Source organism: Nakamurella lactea DSM 19367 (assembly GCF_000426645.1).
Lineage (GTDB): Bacteria > Actinomycetota > Actinomycetes > Mycobacteriales > Nakamurellaceae > Nakamurella > Nakamurella lactea.
The window spans coordinates 67,313-93,903 of the sequence record NZ_AUFT01000021.1 but is presented as its reverse complement, the minus strand read 5'-3'; the positions used below and the strand labels follow the sequence as shown (position 1 = coordinate 93,903).

Sequence of the window (26,591 nt, the reverse complement as noted above, 5' to 3'; positions counted from 1 at the left end):
GGGGGGTGTCCTCGTGAGTAGCGCAGAGCAGGTCGGTCCGAGCTTCGTGAAGGGGCACGGCACCGAGAACGACTTCGTGCTGGTGCCCGACCCGCGGGGCGAGTTCGAGCTGACCGCCGAGCGCGCCAGGCTGATCTGCGATCGCCGGGCCGGGATCGGGGCCGACGGAGTGATCCGGGTGACCCCCGGGCAGGACGGGCGCTACTTCATGGACTACCGCAACGCCGACGGGTCACTCGCCGAGATGTGCGGGAACGGGGCCAGGGTCTTCGCCCGGTTCCTGGTGGACGCCGGCTGGACGCCCGCCGGCCGGATCGAGTTCGACACCAGGGGCGGGGTGCGGACCGCCGACCTCGATGTCACCGGTGACGTCCGGATCGGGATGGGACCGGTGACGCTCGGCGGGGCCTCCTCCGCGGTCGTCGCCGGCCGGGAGCTGTCCGGCCGCGCCGCCGATGTTGGCAATCCGCATCTGGTCTGCCTGATCGACGGTGACCCGGCCGAGCTGGATCTGCGGGAGGCACCCGGGTACGACGCGGCGGCCTTCCCGCACGGGGTGAACATCGAATTCGTCCGGCCGGACGGACCGGATGCGGTGACCATGCGGGTGTACGAGCGGGGCAGCGGCGAGACCTGCTCGTGTGGCACCGGTACGGTGGCGGCCGCTGCCGTACACCTTGCCGCGCAGGGATTGTCGGAGGGCACGGTGGCGGTGACGGTGCCCGGCGGCCGGGTACAGGTGCGGGTCGGCGCGGACGGTGCGGATCTCACCGGGCCGGCCGTGCTGGTCTACAGCGGAACCCTCAATCCGGCGGTACTGGCCGGCTGACGTCAGCCCGTCAGCCCCGACCCGAGTGGTCCGGCCCGCCGACGTCGACCGGGCTCTCGGTGGTGAGCCCGCCGGGCGCGGCCTCCGTCAATTCCGTCAGCTCCGTCAGCTTGTCGCCCTCCGGGTCCTCGGTGTGTTTGGGCAAGGTCCGAAGCGTCCACAACGGTGAGAACACCAACGGCAGCAGGCACAGTGCGCCACCGGCCGCGGCGATCCAGAGGGTCGGAACGGTGCCCAGCCGGTGCCCGAGCACGCCGCCGATGAAGGAGCCGATCGGCATGGTTCCCCAGACCAGGAAACGGGCCGAGGCGTTCATCCGGCCGAGCAGCTTCGGCGGGCACAGCCGCTGCCGGAAGCTGACGGTCGCGATGTTGTAGGCGACCAGGCTGGCCATCATCAGCGGCTGGGTGATCAGCAGCACCGGCGTCGCCGGCAGGTACCACGCGAGCACCCAACTGAAGCTGAACAGCACCATGGTGAACGCGGTCAGGATGATGCTCGGGCCCTCGCCGATCGTCTTGGCCAGCTTGGTGATCACCAGGGCGCCGGCCAGCCCGCCGACCGCGGCCACCGAGTCGATGATGCCGATGGTCAGTGCGGACAGGTGCAGCAGCTGGACCATGTAGAAGACGATCAGCACCTGGCCGATGGAATTGAACAGGTTGCCGATCCCGGTGCAGGCGATGAGCCGTTTCAGCAGCGGATGGCCGACCACGAACTTCAGGCCCTCGGCGATCTCGGTGACCAGCGGCTGCCGTTCGGCCGGCGTCGGCGGGGTCTCGCGGTGCCGGATCCGTAACAGCGTGACGGCCGAGATCAGGTAGCCGACGGCATTGATACCGATCGACCAGACGGCGCCGGCAAGTTTGATCAGCAGTCCGCCGAGTGCGGGTCCGACGGCCTGTGAGACCGATTGTGACGCCTGTAGTTTGGCGTTGCCCTCGACCACCTGGTCGCTGTGCACCAGGGTCGGCAGATAGCTCTGGTACGACACGTCGAAGAACACCTGCAGCATGCCGACGATGGTGGCGACCACCGCCAGTTGGGCGAAGGTCAACCAGCCGGCCCACCAGGCGACCGGCAGGGTGAGCAGCAGCGCCGCCCGGCCGAGGTCGGCGATGATCATGATGTTGCGCTTGCGCCAGCGGTCGATGAGCGCGCCGGAGGGCAGCCCGATGATCAGGAACCCGAGCGTGGTGAGGGTGCCGAGCAGACCCATCTGGAACTCGCTGGCGCCCAGGGCGGTGACGGCCAGGTAGGGGACGGCCAACGCCCCGAACGCGGCGCCGAGTTGGCTGGCGGTATCGCCGATCCACAGCCAGCGGAAGTCGTGGTGGTGGAACAGGCTGCGACGCTGGGCTGTCCCGGTCTGGTCGGTCACGCGGATCAGTGTGCATCACCGATTGGGAGAATTCAATCAGTAACCGGGTCGAATCGGCCGCGCGCCGCCTATGGTGAGCGTATGTGCCCTGCTGCGCAGCCCGATCCGGAGTACGGCGACGGACTGACCTTTGCCGGGCGGCCGGTCGAGCCGACCTCGCCGGCCGGTCGGGTCCGGCGGCGGGCGACCGACGCCGAGCGGAAGGCGCTGGCCAGTGTGGTCCGGCTGCGCATCCTGCGGCTGTGCCTGTACGAGCCGCTGACGAACAAACAGATCGCCGAGCGGCTCGATCGCAATCCGGCCAGCGTGTTGCACCATGTGAGAACCTTGGTGTCGCAAGGCTTTCTCGCGGCCGAGCAGACCAGGCCAGGTCCGCGCGGCTCGCGCGAGGTGCCCTACCGGGCGACCGGGAAGTCGTGGAATCTGGACACCGGCCCGGAGCTGGGCGGCAACACGATGTTGCGGACCTTCTTCGACGAGGTGGCCGAGGTCCCTGCAGAGCGGGTGGAGATCTCGCGGCTCGGGCTGCAGCTGTCCCCGGAGCGGTTGGACGAGCTGCGGTCCAGGCTCAACCAGGTGCTGCGGGAATACGCGGCGCTGCCGCACGACCCGGACGGACAGCGCATCTCGATGTTCCTGGCGTTCCACCCCGAACCGCGCTGAGCTCGCGGCGCAGCCGGCACCGTCGCCGGAACGTGCTCGGCCGGCCATCGGCGAAAAGTCCTGGGCCCGACGTGGCACTCTGGTAAGCAGAATGACGAACACCGACATCCAGACCCCGAACGCCGACGAGGCGATGGCACTGACCCGGGGCGACGAAGAACTCGCGGAACGCGCCGCGCTCCGCCGGATCGCCGGGCTGTCCACCCAGCTCACCGACATCACCGAGGTCGAGTACCGCGAACTCCAGCTGGAGCGAGTGGTGCTGGTGGGCATCTGGACCGATGGCAGCGCGGCCGACGCTCAGGCGTCGATGGCCGAACTGTCCCGGCTGGCCGAAACAGCCGGTTCGGTGATCCTGGACGCGGTGGTCCAGCGCCGCCGCCACCCCGACGCGTCCACCTACATCGGTTCGGGCAAGGTCGCTGAGCTGGCCGAGATCGTGGCCAGCACCGGCGCCGACACGGTGGTCGCCGACGGTGAGCTGTCGCCGGGTCAGCTACGGAACCTGGAGCAGCGGCTGAAGGTGAAGGTGGTCGATCGGACCGCGCTCATCCTTGACATCTTCGCCCAGCACGCCCGGTCCAAGGAGGGCAAGGCGCAGGTCGAGCTGGCCCAGCTCAACTATCTGTTGCCGCGATTGCGCGGCTGGGGTGAGGCACTGTCCCGTCAGCAGGGCGGCCGGGTCGCCGCCGGAGCGGGCATGGGTTCCCGTGGCCCTGGCGAGACCAAACTGGAACTGGACCGCAGACGCATCCACCGCCGCATCTCGCTGCTGCGGACCGAGCTGACGGCGATGCGCAAGATCCGCGACACCAAGCGCTCCCAGCGGCGGGCCAAGGCGGTGCCCGCGGTGGCCATCACCGGGTACACCAACGCCGGCAAATCATCGTTGCTGAACCGGCTGACCAGCGCCGGGGTGCTGGTCGAGGACGCGCTGTTCGCCACCCTCGATCCGACCACCAGGCGCAGCCACACCGAGGACGGTCGGCTGTTCACCCTGACCGACACCGTCGGGTTCGTCCGGCACCTGCCGCACCAACTGGTGGAGTCGTTCCGCTCGACGCTCGAGGAGATCGGCGACTCCGACCTGGTGCTGCACGTGATCGACGGATCCGATCCGGCGCCGGAGGACCAGGTGACCGCGGTGCGCGAGGTGCTCACCGAGATCGACGCGGCGACCGTTCCGGAGATCCTGGTGGTGAACAAGATCGACGCCGCCGACGAGGTGGGTCTGGCCCGGCTGCGGCATCTGCTGCCGGGAGCGATCTTCGTGTCCGCCCGGACCGGCGCCGGTATCGACGAACTGCGGCGGGTGATCGCCGCCCGGTTGCCCGATCCGGCGGTGACGCTCGAGGTGGTCGTCCCGTTCACCGAGGGCGCCCTGGTCTCCCGGGTGCATGCCGAGGGCACGGTGCTGCACGAGCAGCACGGTGCCGACGGCACCAGGCTGCAGGCCAAGGTGCCGCCGGATCTGGCCGGTCTGTTGACCGACTACCTGGTGACGACCGGCTGACGGCGATCTCCGGCGGGGCTGCCGGGGTCCCTCGCCCGGTAGGTCCGGCGGACTCCCCGAGCGAAGTTCGCCGCCGGCACTGTCCGGCGTACGGCCACGACGGGTAAGCTCCGGGGCAGGCGTACCGGGCTGTGCCGCATCTGCGGGTCGGCGGCACCGAACGTCCCGGCGTCGGATCACAGCGGATCTCCGCTGAACGAGGAGGGTTTTCGTCATGGGCGGTCTGTCCTGGTGGCACTGGCTGATCATCATCGCCGCGTTCGTTCTGCTGTTCGGAGCCCGCAAGCTCCCGGACGCTGCCCGTGGTCTCGGCCGGTCGCTGCGCATCCTGAAGTCCGAGGTCAACGCGATGCACGAGGACGACGAAGCGAAGGACCGCAAGCCTTCGGAAACCGACGCCACCGCGCAGCAGCCGACGCCGCCCGCCCAGATCGCCGCCGCACCGATGCCGCAGCAGCCGGTCGCCGCCCAGCCGGTGTACCAGGCGCCACCGGCGGTACCGGTTCAGCAGCCGGTCGCCGCGCAGCCGGTCGTCCCGGCGCCCGAGCCGGTGTCGGTCCCGCAGACCGATCAGTACAGCGACCCCACCCGTCCGGCGGGTAGCTGACGCCGTCGGTGGCACTCGGTAGCCTGCGAGCATGCTGCCGATCGGAGCTCACCTCGACCACGCCGACCCCGTTGCCGCCGCCCGCGAACTGGGCGCCGATGCGGTCCAGTTCTTCCTGACCGATCCGCAGGGGTGGACGGATCCACCCGAGCGACCCGATGCCGCCGCCATCGCGGCGTCCGGGCTGGCGGTATTCGTCCACGCGCCGTACCGGATCAACATCGCCGCCACCAACAACCGGATCCGGATCCCCAGCCGCAAGCTGTTGGCCTCGCATGCCAAGGGAGCGGCGGCGATCGGCGCCCGCGGCCTGATCGTGCACGGCGGCCACGTCGGAGCCGGTGACGATGCCGCGGTGGGATTCGAGAACTGGCGCAAGCTCTTCGAGCGCGCCGAGTTCGAGGTGCCGATCCTGATCGAGAACACCGCCGGCGGCGAGAACGCGATGGCCAGGTCGTTCGATCGATTGGCCCGGCTGTGGGACGCCGTTGGCGAGTTCGGCGCCGGCCTGTGCCTTGACACCTGTCACGCCCATGCCGCCGGCGAGGACCTGGCGGGCATCGTCGATCGGGTCACCGCGATCACTGGACGGGTCGATCTGGTGCACGCCAACGGGTCCCGTGACGAGTTCGGTTCCAGCCGTGATCGGCACGCCAACTACGCCGACAGCCTGTTGGATCCCGAGCTGATCGCCGCCGCGGTGGCCGCCGCCGGTGTGCCGGCCATCGTCGAGACGCCGGTCGAGGGCCACGCGGCCGACATCGCCTACCTGCGCGAGCGGCTTCCCGAATAGCCGGGCAGCGCCGTCAGACCTTCCGCAGCACCGCCACGACCCGGCCCAGCACGACCGCTTCGTCGCCCGGAATCGGGTCGAACGCGGGATTGGACGGCAGCAGCCAGACGTGCCCGTCGGTGCGTTTGAACGTCTTCACGGTCGCCTCACCGTCGATCATCGCGGCGACGATGTCGCCGTTGTCTGCGGTCTGTTGCTGGTGCACCACCACCCAGTCCCCGTCGGTGATGGCGGCCTCGATCATCGATTCGCCGACCACCCTCAGCAGGAACAGGTTGCCCTCTCCGACCAGCTCGCGGGGGAGCGGGAAGATGTCCTCGATGGCCTCCTCGGCCAGGATCGGACCACCGGCTGCGATCCGGCCGACCACCGGCACGTACGCCGGCGTGGGGCGCGAGGACAGACCATTGGTGTCCATCTCCTCGTTGTCGCGCGTGTCGGAGTCCATCTCCTCGGCGGTGCGGATGTCAACGGCGCGGGGTCGGTTCGGATCCCGGCGGAGCAGCCCCTTGCGTTCCAGCGCGGAGAGCTGATGCGCGACCGACGACGGCGATTTGAGGCCGACGGCCTCGCCGATCTCCCGCACGCTCGGCGGATAACCGCGGCGCGCGACGGAGTCACGGATCACCTTCAATACCTTCTGCTGCCGCATGGTCAGTGGCCGTTCGGCGCTCCTGCCCGAAGCGTCGCCGGTCGGGACGTCCCGGTCGGGAAATTCGTGCAGTTCGCCCCGATCGCTGCCACTGTCCGCACCGCTGCCGGTGTTGCCGGTGCTGCCTGAGGTTCCTCTGGCCACGTCGGTCCTCCCACGTCTGCGCCGGCCGAGCGTGCCGGGTGCTCCCGAGCCTAGGGCCGGGGAGGTCACAATTCAAACATGCGTTCGACCGACACGCCGATTTCTCTTCCCTCTGTCGGACCGACGGTGTACAAATCGTTCAGGCGTTCGATAGAACGCTCGTTCGATCTCCAGGGCCGTCCGCGGCTCGCGGCAGGAACGACTGTCGGTGGCAGGTGGGACGCTCCGGACGTACGCAGAAGAGCCCGAACGGGCCCCGAAGGCAAGAGGTGACGAGCGATGACGATGCAGCTCGAGAGGTCGTATCGACCGCGGCGGTCCGGCCCGGCGGCCGCGCCGGCGGCGTCTCCCGTGGTGTCGCCGACCGCGATGGCTCCGGCGGTGCGATCGGCGACCGTCGGTTCGAAGGTGGGAGCACCACAGCGGCTGCGTCCGAGGGTGCCGAACCGCCGCCGTCCGGACTCGGGGCTGGTCGGGGTGGTGCCGATGGGTGCCCAGCCGAGGCGGCCGGCGTGCGTGGGATCCGAACCGGAGGCCGCCGGATATCGACTGGGCCGTTGGGCTCGGTTGTCGATCACTCTCACCGTCCTGCTGGTCGGCCTGTTGTTCGCCACCGGAGCGCTGCCGGTCGGTTCCGGCCAGGACCCGACGGCGATCGCCCACGTCACCGTGCATCCCGGCGACACCCTGTGGTCCATCGCGGGCGCGGCGATGCCGGGCACCGACACCGGAGCGGTCGTTGAACGGATCCGGGACCTCAACGGCCTTGATGCACTCGGCCCGGGTGCGGTACTGCCGGTCGGCCTGGAACTGGCCGTCCCTGCCGGTTGAGATTCACTCGTACGTGTCGGGGCCGACACGCCATCGAGATGTTGCGGGATCGCGGTGACCGTGCCTATGGTTACCCCTACATCTAGTAGTTACACGGGTGTAACCTGTCCACAGGTTGGGGTACCATAGAGGTCTGGTTATCCACAGCCGGGACGACTTGTCCACGAGATTTCCCCGGATCCATCCACATCCGGCGCCGATCGGGAGGTGAGCCTGGTGCGTTGCCCGTTCTGCCACCACCCGGACTCCAGGGTGATCGACTCGCGCGAGGTGGAGGACGGCCAGACGATCCGTCGTCGCCGATCCTGCCCCGAGTGTTCGCGACGGTTCACCACCGTCGAGGAGGCGGTGCTGGCCGTGGTCAAGCGCAGCGGGGTCACCGAACCGTTCAGTCGGACGAAGGTGGTGGACGGCGTCCGTCGCGCCTGCCAAGGCCGGCCGGTCGACGAGGACGCGCTCGCTCTGCTGGCGCAGCAGGTGGAGGACACCGTGCGGGCGTCCGGTTCGGCGGAGTTGCCGAGCCAGGAGATCGGCCTGGCGATCCTCGGGCCGCTGCGCGAGCTGGACGAGGTCGCCTACCTGCGGTTCGCCTCGGTCTACCGCGCCTTCACCTCGGCCGACGACTTCATGGCCGAGATCGACTCGTTGCGCGCCGATCACCCCCGGGCGGCCGCCGGATCCGGCGGGGTCGCGTCCGGGGCAGCCGAGTCGGGCGCGCCGCCGGGGATCGATGCCGATGCCGGGCCGCCCAACGGTCGACAACCGGCCGTCGTCGGGTAACCACCGGCAGTCCGTTCCGACCTTCGGCACCGCAGCCGGGTCCGTCGCGACGATCACCGCAAGAGACTCACCACTCCACACATTCACCACCCCGCACATTCACCACCCCGCTCGCTCCTCGGGACGAGCAGATGTGACGCCACCTGGGAAGGGACCCAACGTCATGACCGACACCGTCAGCACCCACAACTCGGCAACCAACGACACCACCAAGGGCGGCTCCCGACACTCCACCGGCGCCGGCCTGACCCTGGACCGGCTGTACAGCACCGAGGGCGTGCACCCTTACGACGAGGTGACCTGGGAGCGCCGGGACGTCGTCATGACGAACTGGCGGGACGGCTCGATCAACTTCGAGCAACGCGGGGTCGAGTTCCCCGACTTCTGGTCGATCAACGCGACCAACATCGTCACCAGCAAGTACTTCCGCGGTGCGGTCGGCTCCGACACCAGGGAGAAGAGCCTCAAGGACATCATCGACCGGGTGGTCTCCACCTACACCCGGGCGGGTACCGAGAACGGCTATTTCGCCACCGAGGCGGACGCCGAGATCTTCAACCACGAACTCACCTGGATGTTGCTGCACCAGGTCTTCGCGTTCAACTCGCCGGTCTGGTTCAACGTCGGAACTGCCTCACCGCAACAGGTCTCGGCCTGTTTCATCCTGGCGGTGGACGACACCATGGACTCCATCCTGAACTGGTACCGGGAAGAGGGGCTGATCTTCAAGGGCGGCTCGGGCGCCGGGCTCAACCTGTCCCGGATCCGCTCGTCGAAGGAATTGCTGTCCTCCGGCGGCACCGCCTCGGGCCCGGTCTCGTTCATGCGCGGCGCCGATGCCTCGGCCGGCACCATCAAGTCCGGTGGCGCCACGCGCCGGGCGGCCAAGATGGTGGTGCTGGACGTCAACCACCCGGACATCCTGGAGTTCGTCGAGACGAAGGCCAAGGAGGAGAACAAGATCCGGGCGCTGCGGGACGCCGGCTTCGACATGGACCTGGGCGGCGACGACATCGTCTCCGTGCAGTACCAGAACGCCAACAACTCGGTCCGGGTGTCGGACGAGTTCATGCGGGCCACCGAGTCCACCACCGCTGAAGGGGCGAAGTTCGCCCTCCGCGCCCGGAAGACCGGCGAGCCGATCGACTCGGTCGATGCCCGTGAGTTGTTCACCAAGATCAACGAGGCTGCCTGGGCCTGCGCCGATCCCGGCATCCAGTACGACGACACGATCAACGACTGGCACACCTGCCCGGAGTCCGGCCGGATCAACGCGTCGAACCCGTGCAGCGAGTACATGCACCTGGACAACTCGTCCTGCAACCTGGCCTCCCTCAACCTGTTGAAGTTCCTGTCCGACGACGGCCAGTTCGACTCCGAGACCTTCTCGAGGGCGGTCGAGTTCGTCTTCACCGCGATGGACATCTCGATCTGCTTCGCCGACTTCCCGACCGAGCCGATCGCCGAGACCACCAGGGCGTTCCGGCAGCTGGGCATCGGTTACGCCAACCTGGGCGCGTTGCTGATGGCCACCGGGCACGCCTACGACTCCGTCGGAGGCCGTTCCCTGGCGGCCGGCATCACCTCGGTGATGCAGGCCACCGCCTACCGCCGGTCCGCGCAGATGGCCGGCGTTGTCGGCCCCTACGACGGCTACGCGCGCAACGCCGACGCGCACAAGCGGGTGGTCCGCAAGCACGCGGCTGCCAACGATCAGATCCGCACGGTCGGCACCGACGACGCCGCGGTAGTGAAGTACGCCGCCAAGGTCTGGGAATCCACGCTGGCCGAGGGGGAGAAGAGCGGGTACCGCAACGCCCAGGCGTCCGTGCTCGCCCCGACCGGCACCATCGGCCTGATGATGGACTGCGACACCACCGGTGTCGAACCCGATCTTGCCCTGGTCAAGTTCAAGAAGCTGGTCGGCGGCGGCTCCATGCAGATCGTCAATCAGACGGTGCCACGGGCGCTCAAGTCCCTCGGCTACCAGGACGAGCAGGTCGAGGCGATCGTCGAGTTCATCGCCGAGCACGGCCACGTGATCGACGCCCCGGGTCTCAAGCACGAGCACTACGAGGTGTTCGACTGCGCGATGGGCGCCCGGTCCATCCAGCCGATGGGCCACGTCCGGATGATGGCGGCGATCCAGCCGTTCATCTCCGGGGCCATCTCCAAGACGGTCAACATGCCGGAAGATGCGACCGTGGAAGACGTCGCGGAGATCTACACCCAGGGCTGGAAGCTGGGGCTGAAGGCGCTGGCCATCTACCGCGACAACTGCAAGGTCGGGCAGCCGCTGTCCGCCTCGAAGAACAACACCACGGCTATCGCCGGGGCCAAGGCCGAAACCGTTGCGGCGCCGGCGGAACCGGGTCGCCCGGTGCGGCGCCGGCTGCCGAAGAAGCGGCCGTCGCAGACCGTGTCGTTCACCGTCGGCGGCGCCGAAGGCTACCTGACCACCGGCTCCTACCCGGACGACGGCCTGGGCGAGATCTTCGTCAAGCTCGGCAAGCAGGGCAGCACGCTGGCCGGTGTGATGGACGCGTTCTCGATCGCGGTGTCGGTCGGGCTGCAGTACGGCATCCCGCTGGAGAGCTACGTCGCCAAGTTCACCAACCTGCGCTTCGAGCCGGCGGGGATGACGGACGATCCCGACATCCGGCTGTCCACCTCGGTGATGGACTACCTGTTCCGGCGGATCGCGCTGGACTACCTGCCGGCGGACAAGCGCGCCGAGTTGGGCATCTGGTCGGCGGCCGAGCGCGCCGCCCAGGTGGCCAGTGGCTACGGGTCGGCCCCGAACACCGATTCGTTGGACGACCTGGCGTCGTCGGTGGATCTGCACCCGAGCCCGGAGAAGGACGAGGACGCTTCTGCGATCGAGGCGACCGACGTGGCCTCCGAGGGCGCGGCGGCTGCCGACGCCGCGGCGACCGTCGGTGCCAAGGCTGCACCGTCCACCGCCGGTTCCTCGACCGAGCTACTGGAGATGGTGATCGGCAAGTCCGCGGACGCGCCGCTCTGCTTCACCTGTGGCACCAAGATGCGGCCGTCCGGTGCCTGCTACGTCTGTGAGGGCTGCGGCTCCACCTCGGGCTGCAGCTGACGCCTCGCGTCACCCGGCACCGATTCCCGCCCGCCGCCTGCCCCGAGCAGGCGGCGGGCGGGCCCGGTTCCGGTTCGCGATGATCATGGTCTGCTGCACGGCAACCCGGACAGATTGCCGACGAATCGCGGGCGGCGCGCCATGATCAACAGGGCGCCATGATCAACAGAGCGCCATGATCAACAGAGCGCCATGATCAACAGAGCGCCATGATCAACAGGAGTGCCGGCGATCAATGGAACGCCGGCGCGGCGAGGACGCACGCCGGGGCGGGAAGATCCACCGTGATTCCGGTGGGCGTCAGCTCGCCGGAGGCGCCGTTGCGGCGAAAGACGGTGACTCGGTTGGACTTTTGGTTCGCCACCACCAGCAGCGAGTCCAGCACGACGAAGTGCTGTGCCCAACTGCCGCCGGACGGAACGTCGGCGACGATCTCCAACTGGTCGCCGTCGACCGCGAGCACGGTGATGACGTCGGTGCCGCGATTGGCCACGTAGACGAACCGGGAATCCGGCGAAGCGGCGATCTCGCTCGGGTAATTGTCTCCGGCGATCGACAGGGCACCGATCGACGGGCAGCGGGACAACAACCGTAGGGACGCGGCAGCAGCGTCATAGCGGTACACGCCGACGGAACTGTCGAGTTCTCCGGCCACGTAAACGCGGTCGTCACCGGCGATCGCGGCGTGCCGCGGGCCGCTGCCGGGCGCGGCCGCAACGGCGCAGACCTGCGTCAGCCGACCGGTTCCGCTGTCCAGGGTGAACAGCAGCAGCCGATCGGCCCCCAGATCGGTGACCAACAGGTGCCGGCCACCGGGCAGTGGCAGCACCTGGTGGGCATGCGCCGAGCCCTGGCGCGCCGGCTCCGGGCCGCTCCCGGTGAGTTGCTCGACCCACACCTGTCGACCGACCGCACCGTCGGACTCCAGCGCGTGCACGGTCACCTGCCCGGCGGTGTAGACCGCCGACAGCAGGTACCGGCCGTCAGCGGAAACGGCTATCTGGCATGGTGTTTCCGAGTCCAATCGGCGCCGGCCAACTGCCTGCAAGCGGCCGTCGGGGGAGTAGCGGAGGGCCCCGAGACCCTCTGAACCTGCTGTGTACAACACGGTTCGATCCGGATTCCAGGCAAGGTAGGAGATGTTCCCGAACAGCTCGGGGCGCGGGGCACTCGGGTTGGCACCCGCATCGGCGGGTGCCGCACCGGCCCCGCCGACTGCGCCGCTGCCGCGATCCAGCGTCAGCCGCAGCAGGCCGCGCCCGCTCGGTGGGTCGGTGTCGGAACCCGCGACGAGCACGACAGCATCGGTGGGTACCTCGGAGCGGGCCATGGCGTCCTCACCGGATCGGGGCTGATCACCAGCAACCTACAAGTCACCGGAGTTCTGCTGCGCCGCGGCCGGTGCTAACGGTCAGTCGAGCTGCCAGGACCGCTTGGACAGGCCGTACCAGAATCCGTCGATGACGCTCCGCGAGCCGGGCGTGGCACCAGCGCCGTGTGCGGCGCCGAGCGCGACGAACAATGGCGCGAAGTGTTCGGTGCGAGGGTGGGCCGTGCGTGCGGCCGGGGCCTTGGTCATGAAATCCAGCACGGCGTCGACGTTGTCGGCCGCCATCACCTCGGTGGCCCAGGCATCGAAGTCGGCGGACCAACCGGGTGCCTCGCCGTCCCGGCCGGACACCTCCTGCATCGCGGACAGGTTGTGGGTGGTGAAACCGGAGCCGACGATCAGCGTGCCGGATTCGCGCAGCGGCGCGAGCTTGCGGCCCATCTCGAACAGGCCGGCCGGATCCAGGGTCGGCATCGACAACTGCAGTACCGGGACGTCGGCCGCCGCGAACATCTCGACCAGCGGCACGTAGGCGCCGTGATCCAGTCCGCGAGCCTCGTCCCGCAGCACCGACAACCCGGGGCTGCCGAGCAGTTTGCCGACGTCATCGGCAAGGTCTGGTGCGACCGGTGCGTCGTAGCGCACCTGGTAGTAGTGCTCCGGGAATCCCCAGAAGTCGTAGACCAACGGTGCGCCCGTGGTGGACGAGACGGTGACGGGTGCGTCCTCCCAGTGCGCGGAGACCATCAGGATGTTCCGCGGGCGGGGCAGATCCGACGACCACTGCGCCAGCTGACGGGTCCACACAGGGTCGTCGGCCAGCGGTGGTGCGCCGTGCGACAGGTAGAGCACCGGAGCGAGGCCGGTGCCGGCGCGGGCGGTGGGGTCGCGGTGGTCGGCAGTCATACCTCATCCTCTCACTTATATGAACGTTCAACAACTCGCTGGCGGGCGAACGTTCCGGTGCCCGGATGGCCGCGACCATCGCGCGGTCGGTCCGGGAGTACGGCCCGCTCCCGATAAGCTGACCCGACCGCCCTAACGACACCGGGAGCGCCGTGCCAGCTATTGCCGACCAGATCTCCCGCCCGGGTAGCGCCAGGTGGCCACCGTGACGGATCTGTTCGGCCTTGCCGTCCCCATTCTCGCCCTGTACATGGTGATTGCGACCGTTGCGCCGACCTTGGCCAGGCGCTGGGATCGGACGGCGCTGCTCTGGCTGGCCCTGCTGCCCGCCGCCACCACCGGATGGATGGCCGCACTGTTGCCGTCCGTACTGGACGGCGGAACCCGCAGCGTGCACGTGGCCTGGGTGCCGGAGCTGTCGCTGGCGATCGATCTGCGGCTGGATGCTCTGTCGGCGGTGATGGTCCTGGTGATCTCCGCGATCGGCACCCTGGTGCTGCTGTACTCGGCCCGGTATTTCCCGCTCGGGGACGACGGTCGGGCCAAGTACGCCGGCTCGCTGGTCGCGTTCGCCGGCGCCATGATCGCCCTGGTGCTGGCCGACAACCTGATCCTGCTGGTGGTGATGTGGGAGATCACCGGCATTCTGAGCTACCTGCTGATCGCCCACCGGATCGGCAACCAGCCGGCCAGGGCGGCGGCCACCCAGGCGCTGATCACCACCACCGGCGGCGGGTTGGTGATGCTGATCGGCGCAGTCATGATGGGCGAACAGGCGGGTACCTACGACCTTTCGCAGATCCTGGCGGCGCCGCCGAGTGGCGGGACGACCACCGCCGCGCTGGTCCTGCTGCTGGTCGGCGGCCTCAGCAAGTCGGCGATCATCCCGTTCCAGTTCTGGCTGCCCGGCGCGATGGCGGCGCCGACGCCGGCCAGCGCCTACCTGCATGCCGCCACCATGGTGAAGGCCGGCATCTACCTGTTCGCCCGGTTGGCACCGGCTTTCGCTGCCAACGGGGTCTGGCAGCCGCTGTTGATCGGTCTCGGCGCTGCGACCATGCTGTTCGGCGCGGTGAACGCGTTGCGGCAGCGGGATCTCAAGCTGCTGCTGGCCTACGGCACCGTGAGTCAGCTCGGCCTGCTCACCCTGCTGATCGGCGCCGGCAACCCCGATGCGCTGCTCGCCGGGATTGCCATGCTGGTCGCCCACGCCACCTTCAAGGGCGCGTTGTTCTTCGTGGTCGGCATCATCGACACCGCCGCGGGCACCCGCGATCTCACGAAGCTGTCCGGGGTCGGCCGGCAACGGCCGGCCCTGGCGGTCGCCGCCGCCCTGGCCGCCGCCTCGATGGCCGGGGTGCCGCCGATGATCGGCTTCGTCGCCAAGGAGGCCGGCTATGCCGGGCTGCTGGCCGGCGGCACCGCGGGCACCGTTGCTGCGGTGCTGATGACGATCGGGTCGGCACTCACCATGGCCTACACCCTGCGCTTCCTCTGGGGCGCGTTCGCCGACAAACCGGGTATCGAGCGGACCCAGCTCAGCCGGTCGAGCAGCTGGATGACGGCGCCGACCTGGATCCTGGTCGGCGCGGGACTGGCGCTGGCGCTCTGGCCGGCGCCGCTGGAGTCGCTGCTGCAGTCGTACGCACAGACCGCCGGTCCGACCCACCAACACGCACTGGCACTCTGGCACGGACTGACTGCGCCACTGGGATTGTCGGCGCTCGGGTGGATCGCCGGCGCCGCGCTCTCTGCCGCGCAACGGCACCTCGACCGACGCCGCGGGCCGGCCGTCCCCGGGCTGGATCCGGGGGTCGGCTACCGGCTTGCGGTGCTGGCGCTGGAGACCACCGCGGCCAGGGTCACCGTGGCGACCCAGCGCGGTTCGGTGCCGGTGTCGCTGGGCGCGGTACTGATCGCCTTCGTCGTGTTCCCGGCGACCATGCTGCTGCGTTCCGGGGCCGGCATCGGGGAGACCGCGGCCGTGCATCCGGCCGAGTTGGTGCTGGCCGTGGTGATCCTCGCTCTGGTGGTCTCGATCCTGCGGGCCCGCAGGGCGATCATCGCCATTTTGCTGGTCGGCGGAATCGGCTACGCGGTTGCGGTGATCTATATCCTGCGCGGCGCACCGGATCTGGCGCTGACCCAGATCCTGATGGAGTCCGTCACCCTGGTGGCGGCGCTGCTGGTGTTGACCCGGCTGCCCGGCGGCGCCGCCGCCGATCGCGAGTCGAGGCCGCTGCTCGGGCGTTGGGTGTCCGCGGCCATCGCGATCGGGGTCGGCGCGCTGATGACGTCGTTGGCGCTGATCCTGCCGGGCATCCGAACGGCCACAGTGGTGTCGGCCGGGATGGACGAGGCGGCCGTCACCTACGGCGGCGGCGAGAACCTGGTCAACGTGATCCTGGTCGACGTCCGCAGCTGGGACACCTTCGGCGAGATCTCGGTACTGGTCGCGGCCGCCACCGGGGTCGCAGGGTTGATCTTCCAGTCCCGGCGAACGGGGGCGGCGCCCCGCACGCCGCGCCGGGCCAGTGGCCTGCAGCGGCCGAACCGGCCCTCGCCATGGCTGACCACCAACTGGATGCCGCGTCGCTCGCTGCTGCTGGAGGTGGCCACCCGGCTGATCTTCCCGATCGTGGTGATGTTCTCGGTATATGTGCTGTTCGTCGGCCACAACCTGCCGGGCGGTGGCTTCGCGGCCGGGCTGATCGTCGGGCTGGCGCTGACCTTGCGGTACATCGCCGGCGGCCCGTTCGAGCTGGGTGAGGCGGCACCGGTCGACGCCGGCGCGCTGATGGGCACCGGCATGCTGATCTCGTCGGCCACCGCCATCGGCGGGCTGATCGGCGGTGGCCAGGCACTGCAGTCGGTGATCTTCCATTGGCACGTACCGGTTCTCGGGGACCTGGAATTCATCACCTCGACCATCTTCGACGTCGGTGTCTACCTGATCGTGATCGGACTGGTGCTTGACGTGCTGCATTCCTTCGGAGCCGAACTCGACCGACAGGCGTGGGCCGCGCGGCGGGCCACCGATGACCGCGCACAGCGGCGGAAGGAGCTGTCGCGATGACGGTGAACGTGGTGGTGGCCGTGCTGATCGGCGGGCTGTTCGCCGGCGGGGTCTACCTGATGCTCTCCCGCAACTTGTTGCGGGTGTTGCTGGGATTCATGGTGATCGGTCACGGCGCCAACCTGTTGCTGCTCTCATCGGGGGTCGGCGGCGGTGCCCCGATCGTCGGCCAGGACGGTACCCATGCCGACCCGATACCGCAGGCGCTCATCCTCACGTCGATCGTCATCACGCTGGCCGTGAGCTGCTTCCTGCTGGCGATGATCTACCGCAACTACCAGCTGACCCGGCAGAGCGAGGTTCCGGACGATCCGGACGATGTCGCGATCGAGGAACTACGGACGGGAGCTGGTTCCGAGTGAGCACAGTCCGCAGCGGATACGGCAGGAGGACGACATGATCGCCCTGCTACCGCTCTCGGTGATGATGCCGCTGCTCGGCGCCGGTCTGGCGTTGCTGCTCAGTCGACGACCGCGGGCGCAGCGCGCGGTGGCCATCTCCGTGCTGGCCGTCCAGCTGGTGCTGGAAGTGGTGATGCTGGTGCAGATCGACGCCGACGGGCCGATCGTGATGCACATCGGCGGGTGGCCGGCGCCGCTGGCCATCACCCTGGTCGCCGACCGGCTGGCCGCGCTGATGATGGTGGTCTCCACGCTGGTGACGCTCGCCGTGCTGGTCTACGCGGTGGCCCAGGGGCACGCCGACGGCGAGGCGACCGACGCACCGATCTCGGTGTTCCATCCGGCCTTCCTGATCATGGCCGCCGGCGTGTCCAACGCCTTCGTCGCCGGCGACCTGTTCAACCTGTACGTGAGCTTCGAGATCCTGTTGACCGCCAGCTACGTGTTGCTGACCCTGGGCGGCACCATGGAGCGGATCCGTTCCGGCGCACCGTATGTGGTGGTGGCATTGGTCTCGTCGATCATCTTCCTGTCGGCCATCGCGATGATCTATGCGGCCACCGGGACGCTCAACATGGCAGATCTGGCCGGCCGGCTGGCCGATCTCCCGGCCGGGCTGGCGGTGGTGCTGCAGTCGATGCTGCTGATCGCGTTCGGCGTCAAGGCGGCCGTCTGGCCGATGTCGGCGTGGCTGCCGGACTCGTACCCGACGGCGTCCGCTCCGGTCACCGCGGTGTTCGCCGGACTGCTCACCAAGGTGGGCATCTACGCGATCATCCGGACCCAGACGCTGCTGTTCCCCGGCGGTTTCTCCACCCTGCTGATGATCGTCGGATTGGCCACCATGCTGATCGGGATCCTCGGCGCGGTCGCGCAGAACGAGATCAAACGGCTGCTGTCGTTCACCCTGGTGTCGCACATCGGGTTCCTGCTCTTCGGCGTGGCTATCGGGACGCCGCAAGGGTTGGCCGCCACCGTGTTCTACGTCGCGCATCACATCCTGGTGCAGACCGCGCTGTTCCTGGCCGCCGGGCTGATCGAGCACATCACCGGAACCACCAAGCTGGACAAGCTCGGTGCGCTGGCCCGAACCGCCCCGGCGCTGGCCATCCTGTTCTTCATCCCGGCGATGAATCTCGGTGGGGTGCCACCGTTCTCCGGCTTCATCGGCAAGGTCGGGCTGTTCGAGGCCGGACTGGCAACCGGCGGCGTCACCGCGCTGGTGCTGGTGGCCGGGGGCGCACTGACCAGCCTGTTGACGCTCTACGCCATTGTCCGGGTGTGGGGCAGGGCCTTCTGGCGGCCGGCGCCCGCCCGGGAGCACGACGGGATGGCCGGGCTCCCGGTCGGACCGTCGGCGGCCGGTGAGCGATCGGACCGGGAGCGCCCGGCCGGCCGCCGTCGGCGACGCAGGTTGCCGCAGGAGATCGAAACCCGCGGTGACGCAAGGTCGATGCCGGTGGGCATGGTCGGCGCCACGCTGGCGGTGGTGCTCGCCGGGCTGGCGCTGACCGTTGCTGCCGGACCGATCTACGGGTTCGCCGACCGGGCCGCGCAGGGCCTGTCGAACCCGTCCGTGTACATCACCGCGGTGTTGGGCGCATCGTGAGCGGGCGGTCACGGCGCCACCAGCGCGAGCGTCCGCTCGCCGCGAGCCCGGCGGCGGCCGGTGCGGCCTCGGTCGATCCCCGGCAGAGCCGGCAGGAACGTGAACTCGGGCACGGCGGCTGGCGCGCCGCACTGATGACGTTCGGTGCGCTGATGGTGGTCTGGGTGATGTTGTGGGGTTCGCTGGCACCCTCGTTGCTGCTGGTCGGGGCGGTCTCCGCAGTGGTCGTGTTGTGGCTGTTCCCCTTGCCGCCGATGGAGTTCCGGTTCGGTCTGCACCCGTGGCGGGCGCTGATCCTGCTGGTCAGGTTCCTCGGCGACGTGGTGCTGGCCAGCCTGCACGTCGCGGCGCTGGCGCTGCGTCCGAGATTGCCGCGCAGCGCGGTGATCGAGGTGCAGCTGGCCAACGACTCGGACCTGTTGCAGCACCTGACCGGGCTGGCCGTCTCGCTCGTCCCCGGCAGCCTGATCATCGACGCGGATCCACAGCGGCGCACCCTGTTGATCCATCTGCTGGATGTCGAACACGACCCGGTCGACGAGATGACCCGGTCGGTGCTCGCCCAGGAGGAGCGGATCAGGGCGGCGCTGGCCTACTCGCCGCGATCGGAGCCGGCCCGGGTGCCGGAGCCGACGCCGGCGTCATCGGCGGCGCCGGAGTCGGCCGCCGCACCTGCCGCACCAAGTGGAACTCCCGAACAGAAAGGCAGGAAGGACAGATGACCGTCATGGTGATCATCGCCGGTGCCATGTTCGCCATCGGGGCGCTCTTCGCCGCCGTCCGGCTGCAGCGTGGACCCACCCTGCTGGACCGGGCGGCCGCCCTTGACGTGTTGCTGGCGATCGTGGTCGGGGTGATCGTGTTGAACGCCGCCGCGACCGACAGTGCAGTGACCCTGGTGGTCGCGGTGGTGGTCTCGCTGCTCGGCTTCCTCGGTACCGCCAGTCTGGCGAAACTTCTTCCCCGGGACCGTAAATGAGTGCCATCGAGGTGATCTCCGGGATCCTGTTGATCGCCGGGGCCGCGCTGTCGATGTTGGCCGGCATCGCGGTGGTGCGCTTCCCCGACACCCGGTCGAGGGTGCATGCCGCCACCAAACCTCAGGTGCTGGGAATCATGCTGTTGATGCTCGGGGTCGGGCTGCGCCTTGGCACCTGGGCGGTGGCCGGGCAACTGGTGCTGATCGTCATCCTGCAGTTCCTCACCGCGCCGGTCTCGGCGCACCTGGTGGTGCGCGAGGCGCACCGCGAGGCGTCCGAGGACGAGGCTGACGAAACAACCACCGCCGCGGCACCGGAGGGCCGGAATAAGTCCGGCGGCGAGCCGGATCGCTGACGTAGGTTGCTGGGATGACGAAAGCCGACCCTCCCGCCACCGATGACCGTTCCATCACCGATATCTCGAACACCCTGGTCGATCAGCTCACGGCACTGAGCCCGACGCTTGCCACCTATGTCGGCCGGCCCGGCAGCGACGACCGGCTCGACGACCTGTCGCCGGAGGGTCTGCGGGCCCAGCACGAGCTGGTCACCCGCACCCTGAGCGCGCTCGATGCGACCGAGCCGGCCGGCGACGACGACGTGGTGGCGGCCGACGTGTTGGCCGAGCGCCTGGCGGTCGAGCGGGACAAGGCCGAGTCCGGCTGGAACCTGGCCAACCTCAACGTGATCGACTCGCCGCTGCAGACCGTCCGGATGATCTTCGACCTGATGCCGACGGACACCGAAGACGACTGGGCGACCATCGGCCGCCGGATGCTCGCGGTGCCGGAGGCCCTCGCCGGCTATCGGGCCAGCCTGGCCGCCGGCGCCGCGGCCGGCCGGGTGTCGGCGCTGCGGCAGGTGACCAAGTGCGCCGAGCAGTGCGACACCTATTCCGGAGCCGGCGGTACCGGCTTCTTCGCCGGGTTGGCCGCCGGCGCCGGCCGGGACGGCGAATTGGCCAAGGAACTGGCCGCCGGCGCCACCGCGGCCGACGCGGCCTACGGCGACCTGGCACAGTTCCTGCGCACCGAACTGGCCCCGATGGCGCCGGCGAAGGACGCTGTCGGGCGCGAACGCTATGTCCTCGGGTCGCGCGATTTCCTCGGCGCCACCGTCGATCTCGAGGAGACCTACGCCTGGGGATGGCAGGAGTTCCTGGACATCGAGCGGGAACTCATCGAGGTGGCCGAACGGATCGCTCCCGGGGCCGGCCCGGCCGGCGCGGCGAAGCAGCTGGACGCCGACCCGAAGTACCGGGTGCAGGGCACCGACGGGTTGCAGCGCTGGATGCAGGAGCTGTCGGATCGGGCGGTGGAGGAGTTGGGCCGCAGCCACTTCGACATCCAGGGGCCGATCCGTACCCTGGCCTGCCGGATCGCGCCGCCCGGCGGCGGCGTCGGTGCTTACTACTCGGGGCCGAACGACGACTTCTCCCGGCCCGGCACCATGTGGTGGTCGGTGCCAGCCGACCGGCAGGAGTTCCCCACATGGCGTGAGACCACAACGGTGTACCACGAGGGGGTGCCCGGGCATCACCTGCAGATCGCCACCGCCGTGGCCTCCAGGGAGAATCTCAACGACTTCCAGCGGCTGCTGGCCGGCACCTCCGGTCACGCCGAGGGCTGGGCGCTGTACGCAGAGCGGTTGGTCCGCGAGCTCGGCTACCTGGATGACGACGCCGACCTGCTCGGCATGCTGGACGCGCAGCTGTTCCGGGCCGCCAGGGTCGTGGTGGACATCGGGATGCACCTGGAGTTCGTCATTCCGGCCGGTACCGGTTTCCACGAGGGCGAACGCTGGACACCCGAGCTCGGCCTCGAGTTCCTGCTCACCCGGACCATCACCGACCCGGCACACTCGAAGGACGAGATCGACCGCTACCTGGGCTGGCCCGGTCAGGCACCGGCCTACAAGGTGGGGGAGCGGATCTGGCTGCAGGGCCGGGAGGCAGCCCGGCAACGGCACGGCGACACCTTCGACCCCAGGGCGTTCCACACCGCGGCGCTGCGCGCCGGTGGGATGGGCCTCGACCCGTTGGCCGCGTTGCTGCGGCGACTCTGATCGGCTGCTGGACGCCGTCGGCGTCAGCCGCCCCACGGACTTCGACTTCGGGGTATCACCGGTGGTACCCCGAAGTCGGGCGTCCTCCCCGAAGTCGACCGTGCTACACGTCGACGGGCAGCGCGCGACCGAGGATGCCGAACGGGCGCGGGTCACCGGTGAACCGGTACTGGCGCAACACATCCGAGAAGCCGAGCCGACGGTAGAGCCGCCAGGCCCGGTTCTCGCCCTCCGGAGTCGACAGCAGCACCCGCCGTTCCGGCCGGTCGGTGAGCAGGGTGCGCAGCACCTGCTCGCCGATCCGGTGACCCTGGGCGTCCGGGCGGGTGTGCAACTCCGTGAGCTCGAAGTAGTCCGTCAGCCATTCGTTCCGTAGTGCCGTCGTCATGCCGCGCTGCACCTCGTTGTGCCACCACTGACCGTGCCGTCCGGTGTAGCCGTAGCCGAAGGCCAACGGCTGCTGATCGGGATCGAAGGCGGCGACGCAGGCGAAGCCGGGCCGGGCGCTGTGCTCGAGCCAGAGCTGACGGCGCCCGCCCGCCGTGCCGGGCGGGTAGCGCATCGCCGCCACGTAGATGGCGATCAACTGGTCGGCCAGCAGGGTGAACCGACGCGGGGTGACGGCCCGCAGGGTGACGTCCGTCGGAGCATTGTCGGTGGGCTCGGCCAGCATGGACTCCATCAGACCACGGCGGGCGGCGATCTGGGTGGCGGGTGTCGGAGCCCGGAGGTAGCATCGAACACATGTTCGACGAGCCGCGACCGACGGTGGCGACCGGCAGAAGGAGGTAGGACGATGGCTCAGACGGTGAGTGCCCCGAGGGTGAGTGCTCCGAAGGTGGGTGCCCCGAGGACGAGTGCCCCGAGGGTGCGGCGATTCCCGCCGGTGACCAGGGCAGCGAAGGATCTGCTGGCCGATGCCGGCCGGGGCCTCGGCGTCGCGATCAGGGCGACCGAGCCGGGCGAGCGGTACGCCGCCGCCCACCTGGCAGCGCTGCGGGCGGCCGCCGCGCTGCTGGCAACCAGGGCGAAGCCGGGTCGCGGCCGGCTCGGCAATGCATGGGACCTGCTCGGCAGGGTCGCCCCGGATCTGGCCGAATGGGCTGCGTTCTTCCAGGCCGGAGCCGGCAAGCGGCAACTCGCCGAGGCCGGGATCAGCCGGTCGATCGGCGCCCGGGAGGCCGACGACATGTTGCGCCAGGCGGCCGAGTTCCTGGACCTGATCGAGGCCAGGCTGGCGCCGGTGGCCTTCGCCGGCTGACGGACCCACCCGGCCGACGTCGCACCCGGTCAACGCCGCACCCGGCTGACGATTCACCCGGCTGACGGCGCACCCGGCTGGCGGCCACTCAGACGGGATCGGGAACGGCAACCGTGGCGATGGGCACCGGCCGGACCCGGCGCCGATCGCCGGCTCGCAGCAGTCGGTCGAGCAGCGCGTCGAACATGCCGGCGATCTCCTTGGCGCCCGGTGACGGCCACTGGTGAATCGGGACAGCGGCGCCCTGCGCCTGCTGGATGGCCGCCCGGTCGGGCAGGATCGGGCGCAGCACCAGCGGACCGAACAGCTCGTGCAGTTCGGCGAGCCGGTACTCGTGCTCCACCGAACGGGGGCGCATCCGGTTCACCACCACGCCGAGCGGCTGCAGCCCGCGTTGGTGCGCGGCCCGTTCCGCCTGCACCGCCTCGAGGGCGCGTTGCACCCCGGTCACCGCGTACAGCGACGGTTCGGTGACCAGTACCGCGCGGTCGCTGGCCACCAGTGCACTGCGGGTCAGCTGACCCAGCGACGGCGGGCAGTCGATGATCACCAGTTCGGTGCCGCCGGGCAGCTTCTCGATGGCCGTCGCCAACCGGGACAACCGCTTGCTGCCGGGATCCGGATGGTTGTGGGTCTCCGCGTGCTCGCTGCCCACCAGCACCTGCAAACGCCCGCTCCAGGCCGATGGGCGCAACGCCTTCCGCACCACTTTGCGACGCGGATCGGCCAGTACCTCGGCGATGGTCGTCAGCCCGCCCGTCGGCGCCGCGGAGGCGTCGTGATCGGGGACCAGGGTCGCTGTCAGGTTTGCCTGCGGATCCAGGTCGACCAGCACGGTCCGCACGCCGCGTTGCGCCGCGGCCGAGGCGAGACCGAGGGCGACGGTGGTCTTACCGACGCCGCCCTTGAGACTGAGAACGCTGGCCACCAACACATGCCAAACCTACCGGGCGCGCCGCCTCATCGGCTGTCGGCACGCGCCGATACGCTCGGAGCCAGAAACCCGAGCGATACGCAGGATTCCCGGCGATCATCGGTGCGGCGATCCTCCGGCGTGCCGTCCGCCCCGAACGGCAGGAGGTAGCCGTGCCCGACTCGCACCGCGGGTCCGACCCGCACCGCGGGACCGACCCGGTGGGCGTGGCGCTGGCGACGCTGCCGACGATCGCCGGGCTGCAGGTGCTCGATGTGGGCGGCGGCAGCGGCACCGACGCGGTGCCGCTGGCGGTCAAGGGGTGCGTCGTGACCGTGGTCGATCCGTCGATGGATGCCCTCGCCACCCTGCGCCGCCGGGCGAGCGAGGCCGGCGTCGCCGACCGGGTGCTGGGCATCCAGGCCGATACCGACGCGATGGCCGGTGCGGTCGTCGACGGCTCCGTCGGGCTGGTGCTGTGTCACCACGTGCTCGAATCTGTCGACGACCCGCGCGCCGCGATGGCCGCGATCGCCGCCGCGCTGGCCCCCGGCGGCACGGTGTCGTTGCTGGTCACCGGCCGGTACGCGGCGGTGATCGCGCTGGGCATCAGTGGCCGCTTCACCGAGGCGGCCGCGGTGCATGCCGACCCCGCCGGCACCTTCGGATCCGCCGACCCGCTGCGCCGACGGTTCGATGTGGACTCGATCGGCGAGCTGCTGGCCGGTTCCGGACTGTCGATCTCCGCGGTCCGTGGCGTCGGTGTCGTCAGCGGCCTGGTGCCCAGCGCCGTGCTGCAGCCGTCGTCCAGGGGCGCCGACGAACTGGCCGTGCTGGAACGTCAGATCGCTGACGATCCGCCGCTGCGCGACATCGCGGCCGATCTGCACGTGCTGGCCGTCCGGGACAGCTGAGAGCCATCGACTGATGGGCATCGGCTGATGGGATTCAGCGCAGACAGCCGCCGGCACGTCACCGACGACCCGGCGGCCGTCGACGACAGCGAGTGCACCGTGCTGCACATCGACATGGATGCGTTCTTCGCGTTCGTCGAGCTCCGTCGTCGACCCGAACTGCGCGGGCGACCGATGATGGTGGCCGGCACCAGCGGCCGCAGCGTGGTGCTCTCGGCCACCTATCAGGCACGCGCGGCCGGTGTCAGGTCCGGCATGCCGATCGGGCGGGCGAAGGCGCTGTGTCCGTCGATGGTGGTGATCGCTCCCGACCACGAGGCCTACTACCAGGTGTCCCGACAGGTGATGGCGATCTTCGCCGACGTCACCCCACTGGTCGAGCCGGTGTCGGTGGACGAGGCGTTCCTGGACGTCGCCGGCGCCGGCCGGACCGGTGGCCGGCCCGGAACCATCGCCGTCGCTCTGCGGGAACGCATCCGCGACGAACTGCAGCTGACGGCGACGGTCGGCGCCGCGTCCACCAAGTACATCGCCAAGCTCGCCTCCGGGCTGGCGAAGCCGGACGGGTTGCTGATCGTGCCGCCGGCCGACGTCATCGACCTGCTGCATCCACTGTCCGTCCGGGCGCTCTGGGGCGTCGGGCCGGCCGTCGAGAAGACTCTGCTCGGTCTCGGGCTGACCACCGTCGGCGACGTCGCGCGCACCGACCGGGCCTGGCTCATCCGCCGGATCGGCGCTGCTGCCGGCAGCAAGCTGCACGACCTGGCCTGGGGCCGGGACGAGCGGGCCGTCACCCCGGAGTCCACCGAGTTGTCGATCGGCGCCGAGACGACCTTCGCCGTCGATTCGGCCGACACCGTCTTCCTGCGCCGCGAACTGCTCGGCCTCGCCGACCGGACGGCGCGGCGGGCCAGGGCAGCGGGCCAGCAGGGCCGCACCGTCGCCATCAAGATCCGCTTCGACGACTTCACCACCATCAGCCGATCGATCACCCTCGAAGTCCCGACGGACCTGAGCCGGACGATCCATGCGGCGGCGGTCGAACTGCTCGACAGGCTCGGCCCGACCCGCCGGGTCCGACTGGTCGGCGTCCGCCTTGAGGGGCTGACGGCGCGGGCAGAGGTGAGCGAGCAACTGAGTTTCGACGACGCCGCCGACGGCCGCCCGGGGTGGCGTGCGGCAGAGACGACGGTCGATCGGGTGTCGGCCAGGTTCGGTGCCGCGGCATTGCGGCCCGCCAGTTTATTGGGCGGACGGCCCGAACGGCCGGAAAAGTCACCCCGAACGGGTCAATAGGGCGACTTCGACGGGAAGATTCCCCGCCCGGCTAGTACACCGGGCCAGGTGATCGTATCCTGGCATCAGGCAGTACATCCGCTGCCGTCCACGCACCCGCCTCACGCGGGCCCGACATCACCGAGGCGAGTCGCCCAGGTGCTTCAGGAGGGACCCGATGCCGCTCTCCGAGCACGAGCAGCGCATGCTCGACGAAATTGAACGCGCGCTCTACGAGAACGATCCCAAGTTCGCGACGAGCGTCGATGTGACCAGGATGAGGCGACGGCGTCCGATCGTTTCGGCGGTGCTGTTCGTCATCGGTCTGGTCGCGCTGGTGGTCGGTGTGATCGCGACCCAGAATGTGCTGGCCCTCGGGGTCGCTGTGTCGGTCGTCGGCTTCCTGGTCATGGTGGCGGGCGTCGGTCTGTTCGTCTTCGGCGTGCCGGGTCGCGGCAAGATCGCCGCCACCCCCACCGCCAAACCACCGAAGGCGCCCTCCAGCCTGTCCGAACGGATGGAGGAGCGGCTCCGCCGTCGGTTCGACTCCGAAGGCTGAGCCG

At 69.6% G+C, this 26,591-nt stretch carries 25 protein-coding genes; 19 read left to right on the top strand and 6 right to left on the bottom strand.

Going from position 1 to position 26,591, the window contains the following annotated elements:
* The first annotated feature begins 13 nt into the window (after positions 1 to 13).
* Positions 14 to 829, top strand: a complete 816-nt coding sequence (gene dapF / locus K340_RS0119315) for a diaminopimelate epimerase (RefSeq protein ID WP_029137910.1) — start codon at positions 14 to 16, stop codon at positions 827 to 829.
* A gap of 10 nt (positions 830 to 839) precedes the next feature.
* Here the strand turns inward: dapF and K340_RS31620 are convergent, their stop codons facing one another.
* Positions 840 to 2,210 carry an MFS transporter gene (locus tag K340_RS31620; protein ID WP_084614666.1) on the bottom strand — a complete coding sequence of 457 codons (1,371 nt, stop codon included), beginning with the start codon at positions 2,208 to 2,210 and terminating at the stop codon, positions 840 to 842.
* 81 nt (positions 2,211 to 2,291) lie between these two features.
* On the opposite strand from K340_RS31620, the gene K340_RS31615 reads away from it, so the two are divergent.
* From K340_RS31615 to K340_RS0119290, 4 genes are all read left to right on the top strand, one after another.
* Entirely contained in the window at positions 2,292 to 2,873 is a 582-nt protein-coding gene (locus K340_RS31615) for a helix-turn-helix domain-containing protein (RefSeq protein ID WP_084614665.1), read from the top strand.
* 91 nt (positions 2,874 to 2,964) lie between these two features.
* Positions 2,965 to 4,386 carry a GTPase HflX gene (gene hflX / locus K340_RS0119300; protein ID WP_037365700.1) on the top strand — a complete coding sequence of 474 codons (1,422 nt, stop codon included), beginning with the start codon at positions 2,965 to 2,967 and terminating at the stop codon, positions 4,384 to 4,386.
* A gap of 214 nt (positions 4,387 to 4,600) precedes the next feature.
* Positions 4,601 to 4,993, top strand: a complete 393-nt coding sequence (gene tatA / locus K340_RS35340; RefSeq protein WP_029137908.1) for a Sec-independent protein translocase subunit TatA — start codon at positions 4,601 to 4,603, stop codon at positions 4,991 to 4,993.
* 34 nt (positions 4,994 to 5,027) lie between these two features.
* Positions 5,028 to 5,786: a deoxyribonuclease IV gene (locus K340_RS0119290; protein ID WP_029137907.1), complete on the top strand. Its 759-nt coding sequence runs from the start codon at positions 5,028 to 5,030 to the stop codon at positions 5,784 to 5,786.
* 13 nt (positions 5,787 to 5,799) lie between these two features.
* On the opposite strand, the gene lexA is transcribed toward K340_RS0119290, so the two are convergent.
* Complete coding sequence (gene lexA / locus K340_RS0119285) at positions 5,800 to 6,510, bottom strand: transcriptional repressor LexA (protein ID WP_029137906.1); 711 nt, start codon at positions 6,508 to 6,510, stop codon at positions 5,800 to 5,802.
* A gap of 351 nt (positions 6,511 to 6,861) precedes the next feature.
* On the opposite strand from lexA, the gene K340_RS36740 reads away from it, so the two are divergent.
* The 3 genes from K340_RS36740 (at position 6,862) to K340_RS0119270 (ending at position 11,299) form a co-directional block, all read left to right on the top strand.
* Positions 6,862 to 7,413 carry a LysM peptidoglycan-binding domain-containing protein gene (locus K340_RS36740; protein WP_051266907.1) on the top strand — a complete coding sequence of 184 codons (552 nt, stop codon included), beginning with the start codon at positions 6,862 to 6,864 and terminating at the stop codon, positions 7,411 to 7,413.
* Between the two features lie 216 nt (positions 7,414 to 7,629).
* Positions 7,630 to 8,193 (top strand): transcriptional regulator NrdR, encoded by a 564-nt coding sequence (gene nrdR / locus K340_RS31610; RefSeq protein ID WP_084614673.1) that lies wholly within the window; start codon positions 7,630 to 7,632, stop codon positions 8,191 to 8,193.
* Between the two features lie 163 nt (positions 8,194 to 8,356).
* Positions 8,357 to 11,299 carry a vitamin B12-dependent ribonucleotide reductase gene (locus K340_RS0119270; RefSeq protein ID WP_029137904.1) on the top strand — a complete coding sequence of 981 codons (2,943 nt, stop codon included), beginning with the start codon at positions 8,357 to 8,359 and terminating at the stop codon, positions 11,297 to 11,299.
* Between the two features lie 232 nt (positions 11,300 to 11,531).
* Here K340_RS0119270 and K340_RS31605 read toward each other — a convergent pair whose 3' ends face one another.
* Entirely contained in the window at positions 11,532 to 12,629 is a 1,098-nt protein-coding gene (locus K340_RS31605) for a lactonase family protein (RefSeq protein ID WP_051266906.1), read from the bottom strand.
* A gap of 81 nt (positions 12,630 to 12,710) precedes the next feature.
* Entirely contained in the window at positions 12,711 to 13,535 is an 825-nt protein-coding gene (locus K340_RS0119260; RefSeq protein WP_051266904.1) for a dioxygenase family protein, read from the bottom strand.
* Between the two features lie 205 nt (positions 13,536 to 13,740).
* Here K340_RS0119260 and K340_RS31600 point away from each other — a divergent pair, with 205 nt between their 5' ends.
* Genes K340_RS31600 through K340_RS0119225 form a run of 7 tightly spaced genes read left to right on the top strand, consistent with a single transcriptional unit; the run spans position 13,741 to position 21,665 of the window.
* Positions 13,741 to 16,611, top strand: coding sequence for a Na+/H+ antiporter subunit A (locus tag K340_RS31600; protein ID WP_245599639.1), 2,871 nt, complete (start codon positions 13,741 to 13,743; stop codon positions 16,609 to 16,611).
* Positions 16,608 to 16,973, top strand: coding sequence for an NADH-quinone oxidoreductase subunit K (locus K340_RS31595; protein WP_051266902.1), 366 nt, complete (start codon positions 16,608 to 16,610; stop codon positions 16,971 to 16,973). The genes K340_RS31600 and K340_RS31595 overlap by 4 nt, the downstream gene beginning before the upstream one ends.
* 34 nt (positions 16,974 to 17,007) lie before the next feature.
* Complete coding sequence (locus K340_RS0119245; protein ID WP_029137902.1) at positions 17,008 to 18,621, top strand: Na+/H+ antiporter subunit D; 1,614 nt, start codon at positions 17,008 to 17,010, stop codon at positions 18,619 to 18,621.
* Positions 18,618 to 19,343: a Na+/H+ antiporter subunit E gene (locus K340_RS31590; RefSeq protein ID WP_051266900.1), complete on the top strand. Its 726-nt coding sequence runs from the start codon at positions 18,618 to 18,620 to the stop codon at positions 19,341 to 19,343. Before K340_RS0119245 ends, K340_RS31590 begins: the two co-directional genes overlap by 4 nt.
* Positions 19,340 to 19,600 carry a monovalent cation/H+ antiporter complex subunit F gene (locus K340_RS0119235; RefSeq protein ID WP_029137901.1) on the top strand — a complete coding sequence of 87 codons (261 nt, stop codon included), beginning with the start codon at positions 19,340 to 19,342 and terminating at the stop codon, positions 19,598 to 19,600. Before K340_RS31590 ends, K340_RS0119235 begins: the two co-directional genes overlap by 4 nt.
* A complete protein-coding gene (gene mnhG, locus K340_RS31585; RefSeq protein ID WP_084614663.1) occupies positions 19,597 to 19,956 on the top strand; it encodes a monovalent cation/H(+) antiporter subunit G in 360 nt (119 codons plus the stop codon). Before K340_RS0119235 ends, mnhG begins: the two co-directional genes overlap by 4 nt.
* Positions 19,957 to 19,970: 14 nt before the next feature.
* Positions 19,971 to 21,665: a DUF885 domain-containing protein gene (locus tag K340_RS0119225; RefSeq protein ID WP_029137900.1), complete on the top strand. Its 1,695-nt coding sequence runs from the start codon at positions 19,971 to 19,973 to the stop codon at positions 21,663 to 21,665.
* A gap of 103 nt (positions 21,666 to 21,768) precedes the next feature.
* On the opposite strand, the gene K340_RS31580 is transcribed toward K340_RS0119225, so the two are convergent.
* Positions 21,769 to 22,347: a GNAT family N-acetyltransferase gene (locus K340_RS31580; RefSeq protein WP_211229542.1), complete on the bottom strand. Its 579-nt coding sequence runs from the start codon at positions 22,345 to 22,347 to the stop codon at positions 21,769 to 21,771.
* A 114-nt stretch (positions 22,348 to 22,461) separates the two neighbouring features.
* On the opposite strand from K340_RS31580, the gene K340_RS0119215 reads away from it, so the two are divergent.
* Entirely contained in the window at positions 22,462 to 22,926 is a 465-nt protein-coding gene (locus tag K340_RS0119215) for an SAV_6107 family HEPN domain-containing protein (RefSeq protein ID WP_161632141.1), read from the top strand.
* Positions 22,927 to 23,014: 88 nt separating this feature from the next.
* Here K340_RS0119215 and K340_RS31575 read toward each other — a convergent pair whose 3' ends face one another.
* A complete protein-coding gene (locus K340_RS31575; RefSeq protein WP_051266896.1) occupies positions 23,015 to 23,860 on the bottom strand; it encodes a ParA family protein in 846 nt (281 codons plus the stop codon).
* A 152-nt stretch (positions 23,861 to 24,012) separates the two neighbouring features.
* Between K340_RS31575 and K340_RS31570 the strand changes: the two genes are divergently transcribed.
* The 3 genes from K340_RS31570 (at position 24,013) to K340_RS0119195 (ending at position 26,587) form a co-directional block, all read left to right on the top strand.
* On the top strand, positions 24,013 to 24,753 hold the full coding sequence (locus K340_RS31570) for a class I SAM-dependent methyltransferase (RefSeq protein ID WP_245599637.1): 741 nt from the start codon (positions 24,013 to 24,015) through the stop codon (positions 24,751 to 24,753).
* A 27-nt stretch (positions 24,754 to 24,780) separates the two neighbouring features.
* Positions 24,781 to 26,049 carry a DNA polymerase IV gene (gene dinB / locus K340_RS0119200; protein WP_029137898.1) on the top strand — a complete coding sequence of 423 codons (1,269 nt, stop codon included), beginning with the start codon at positions 24,781 to 24,783 and terminating at the stop codon, positions 26,047 to 26,049.
* 157 nt (positions 26,050 to 26,206) lie between these two features.
* The gene (locus K340_RS0119195; protein WP_029137897.1) at positions 26,207 to 26,587 is read left to right on the top strand and encodes a DUF3040 domain-containing protein; all 381 of its coding nucleotides are present in this window, start codon (positions 26,207 to 26,209) and stop codon (positions 26,585 to 26,587) included.
* The last annotated feature ends 4 nt before the right edge of the window (positions 26,588 to 26,591 follow it).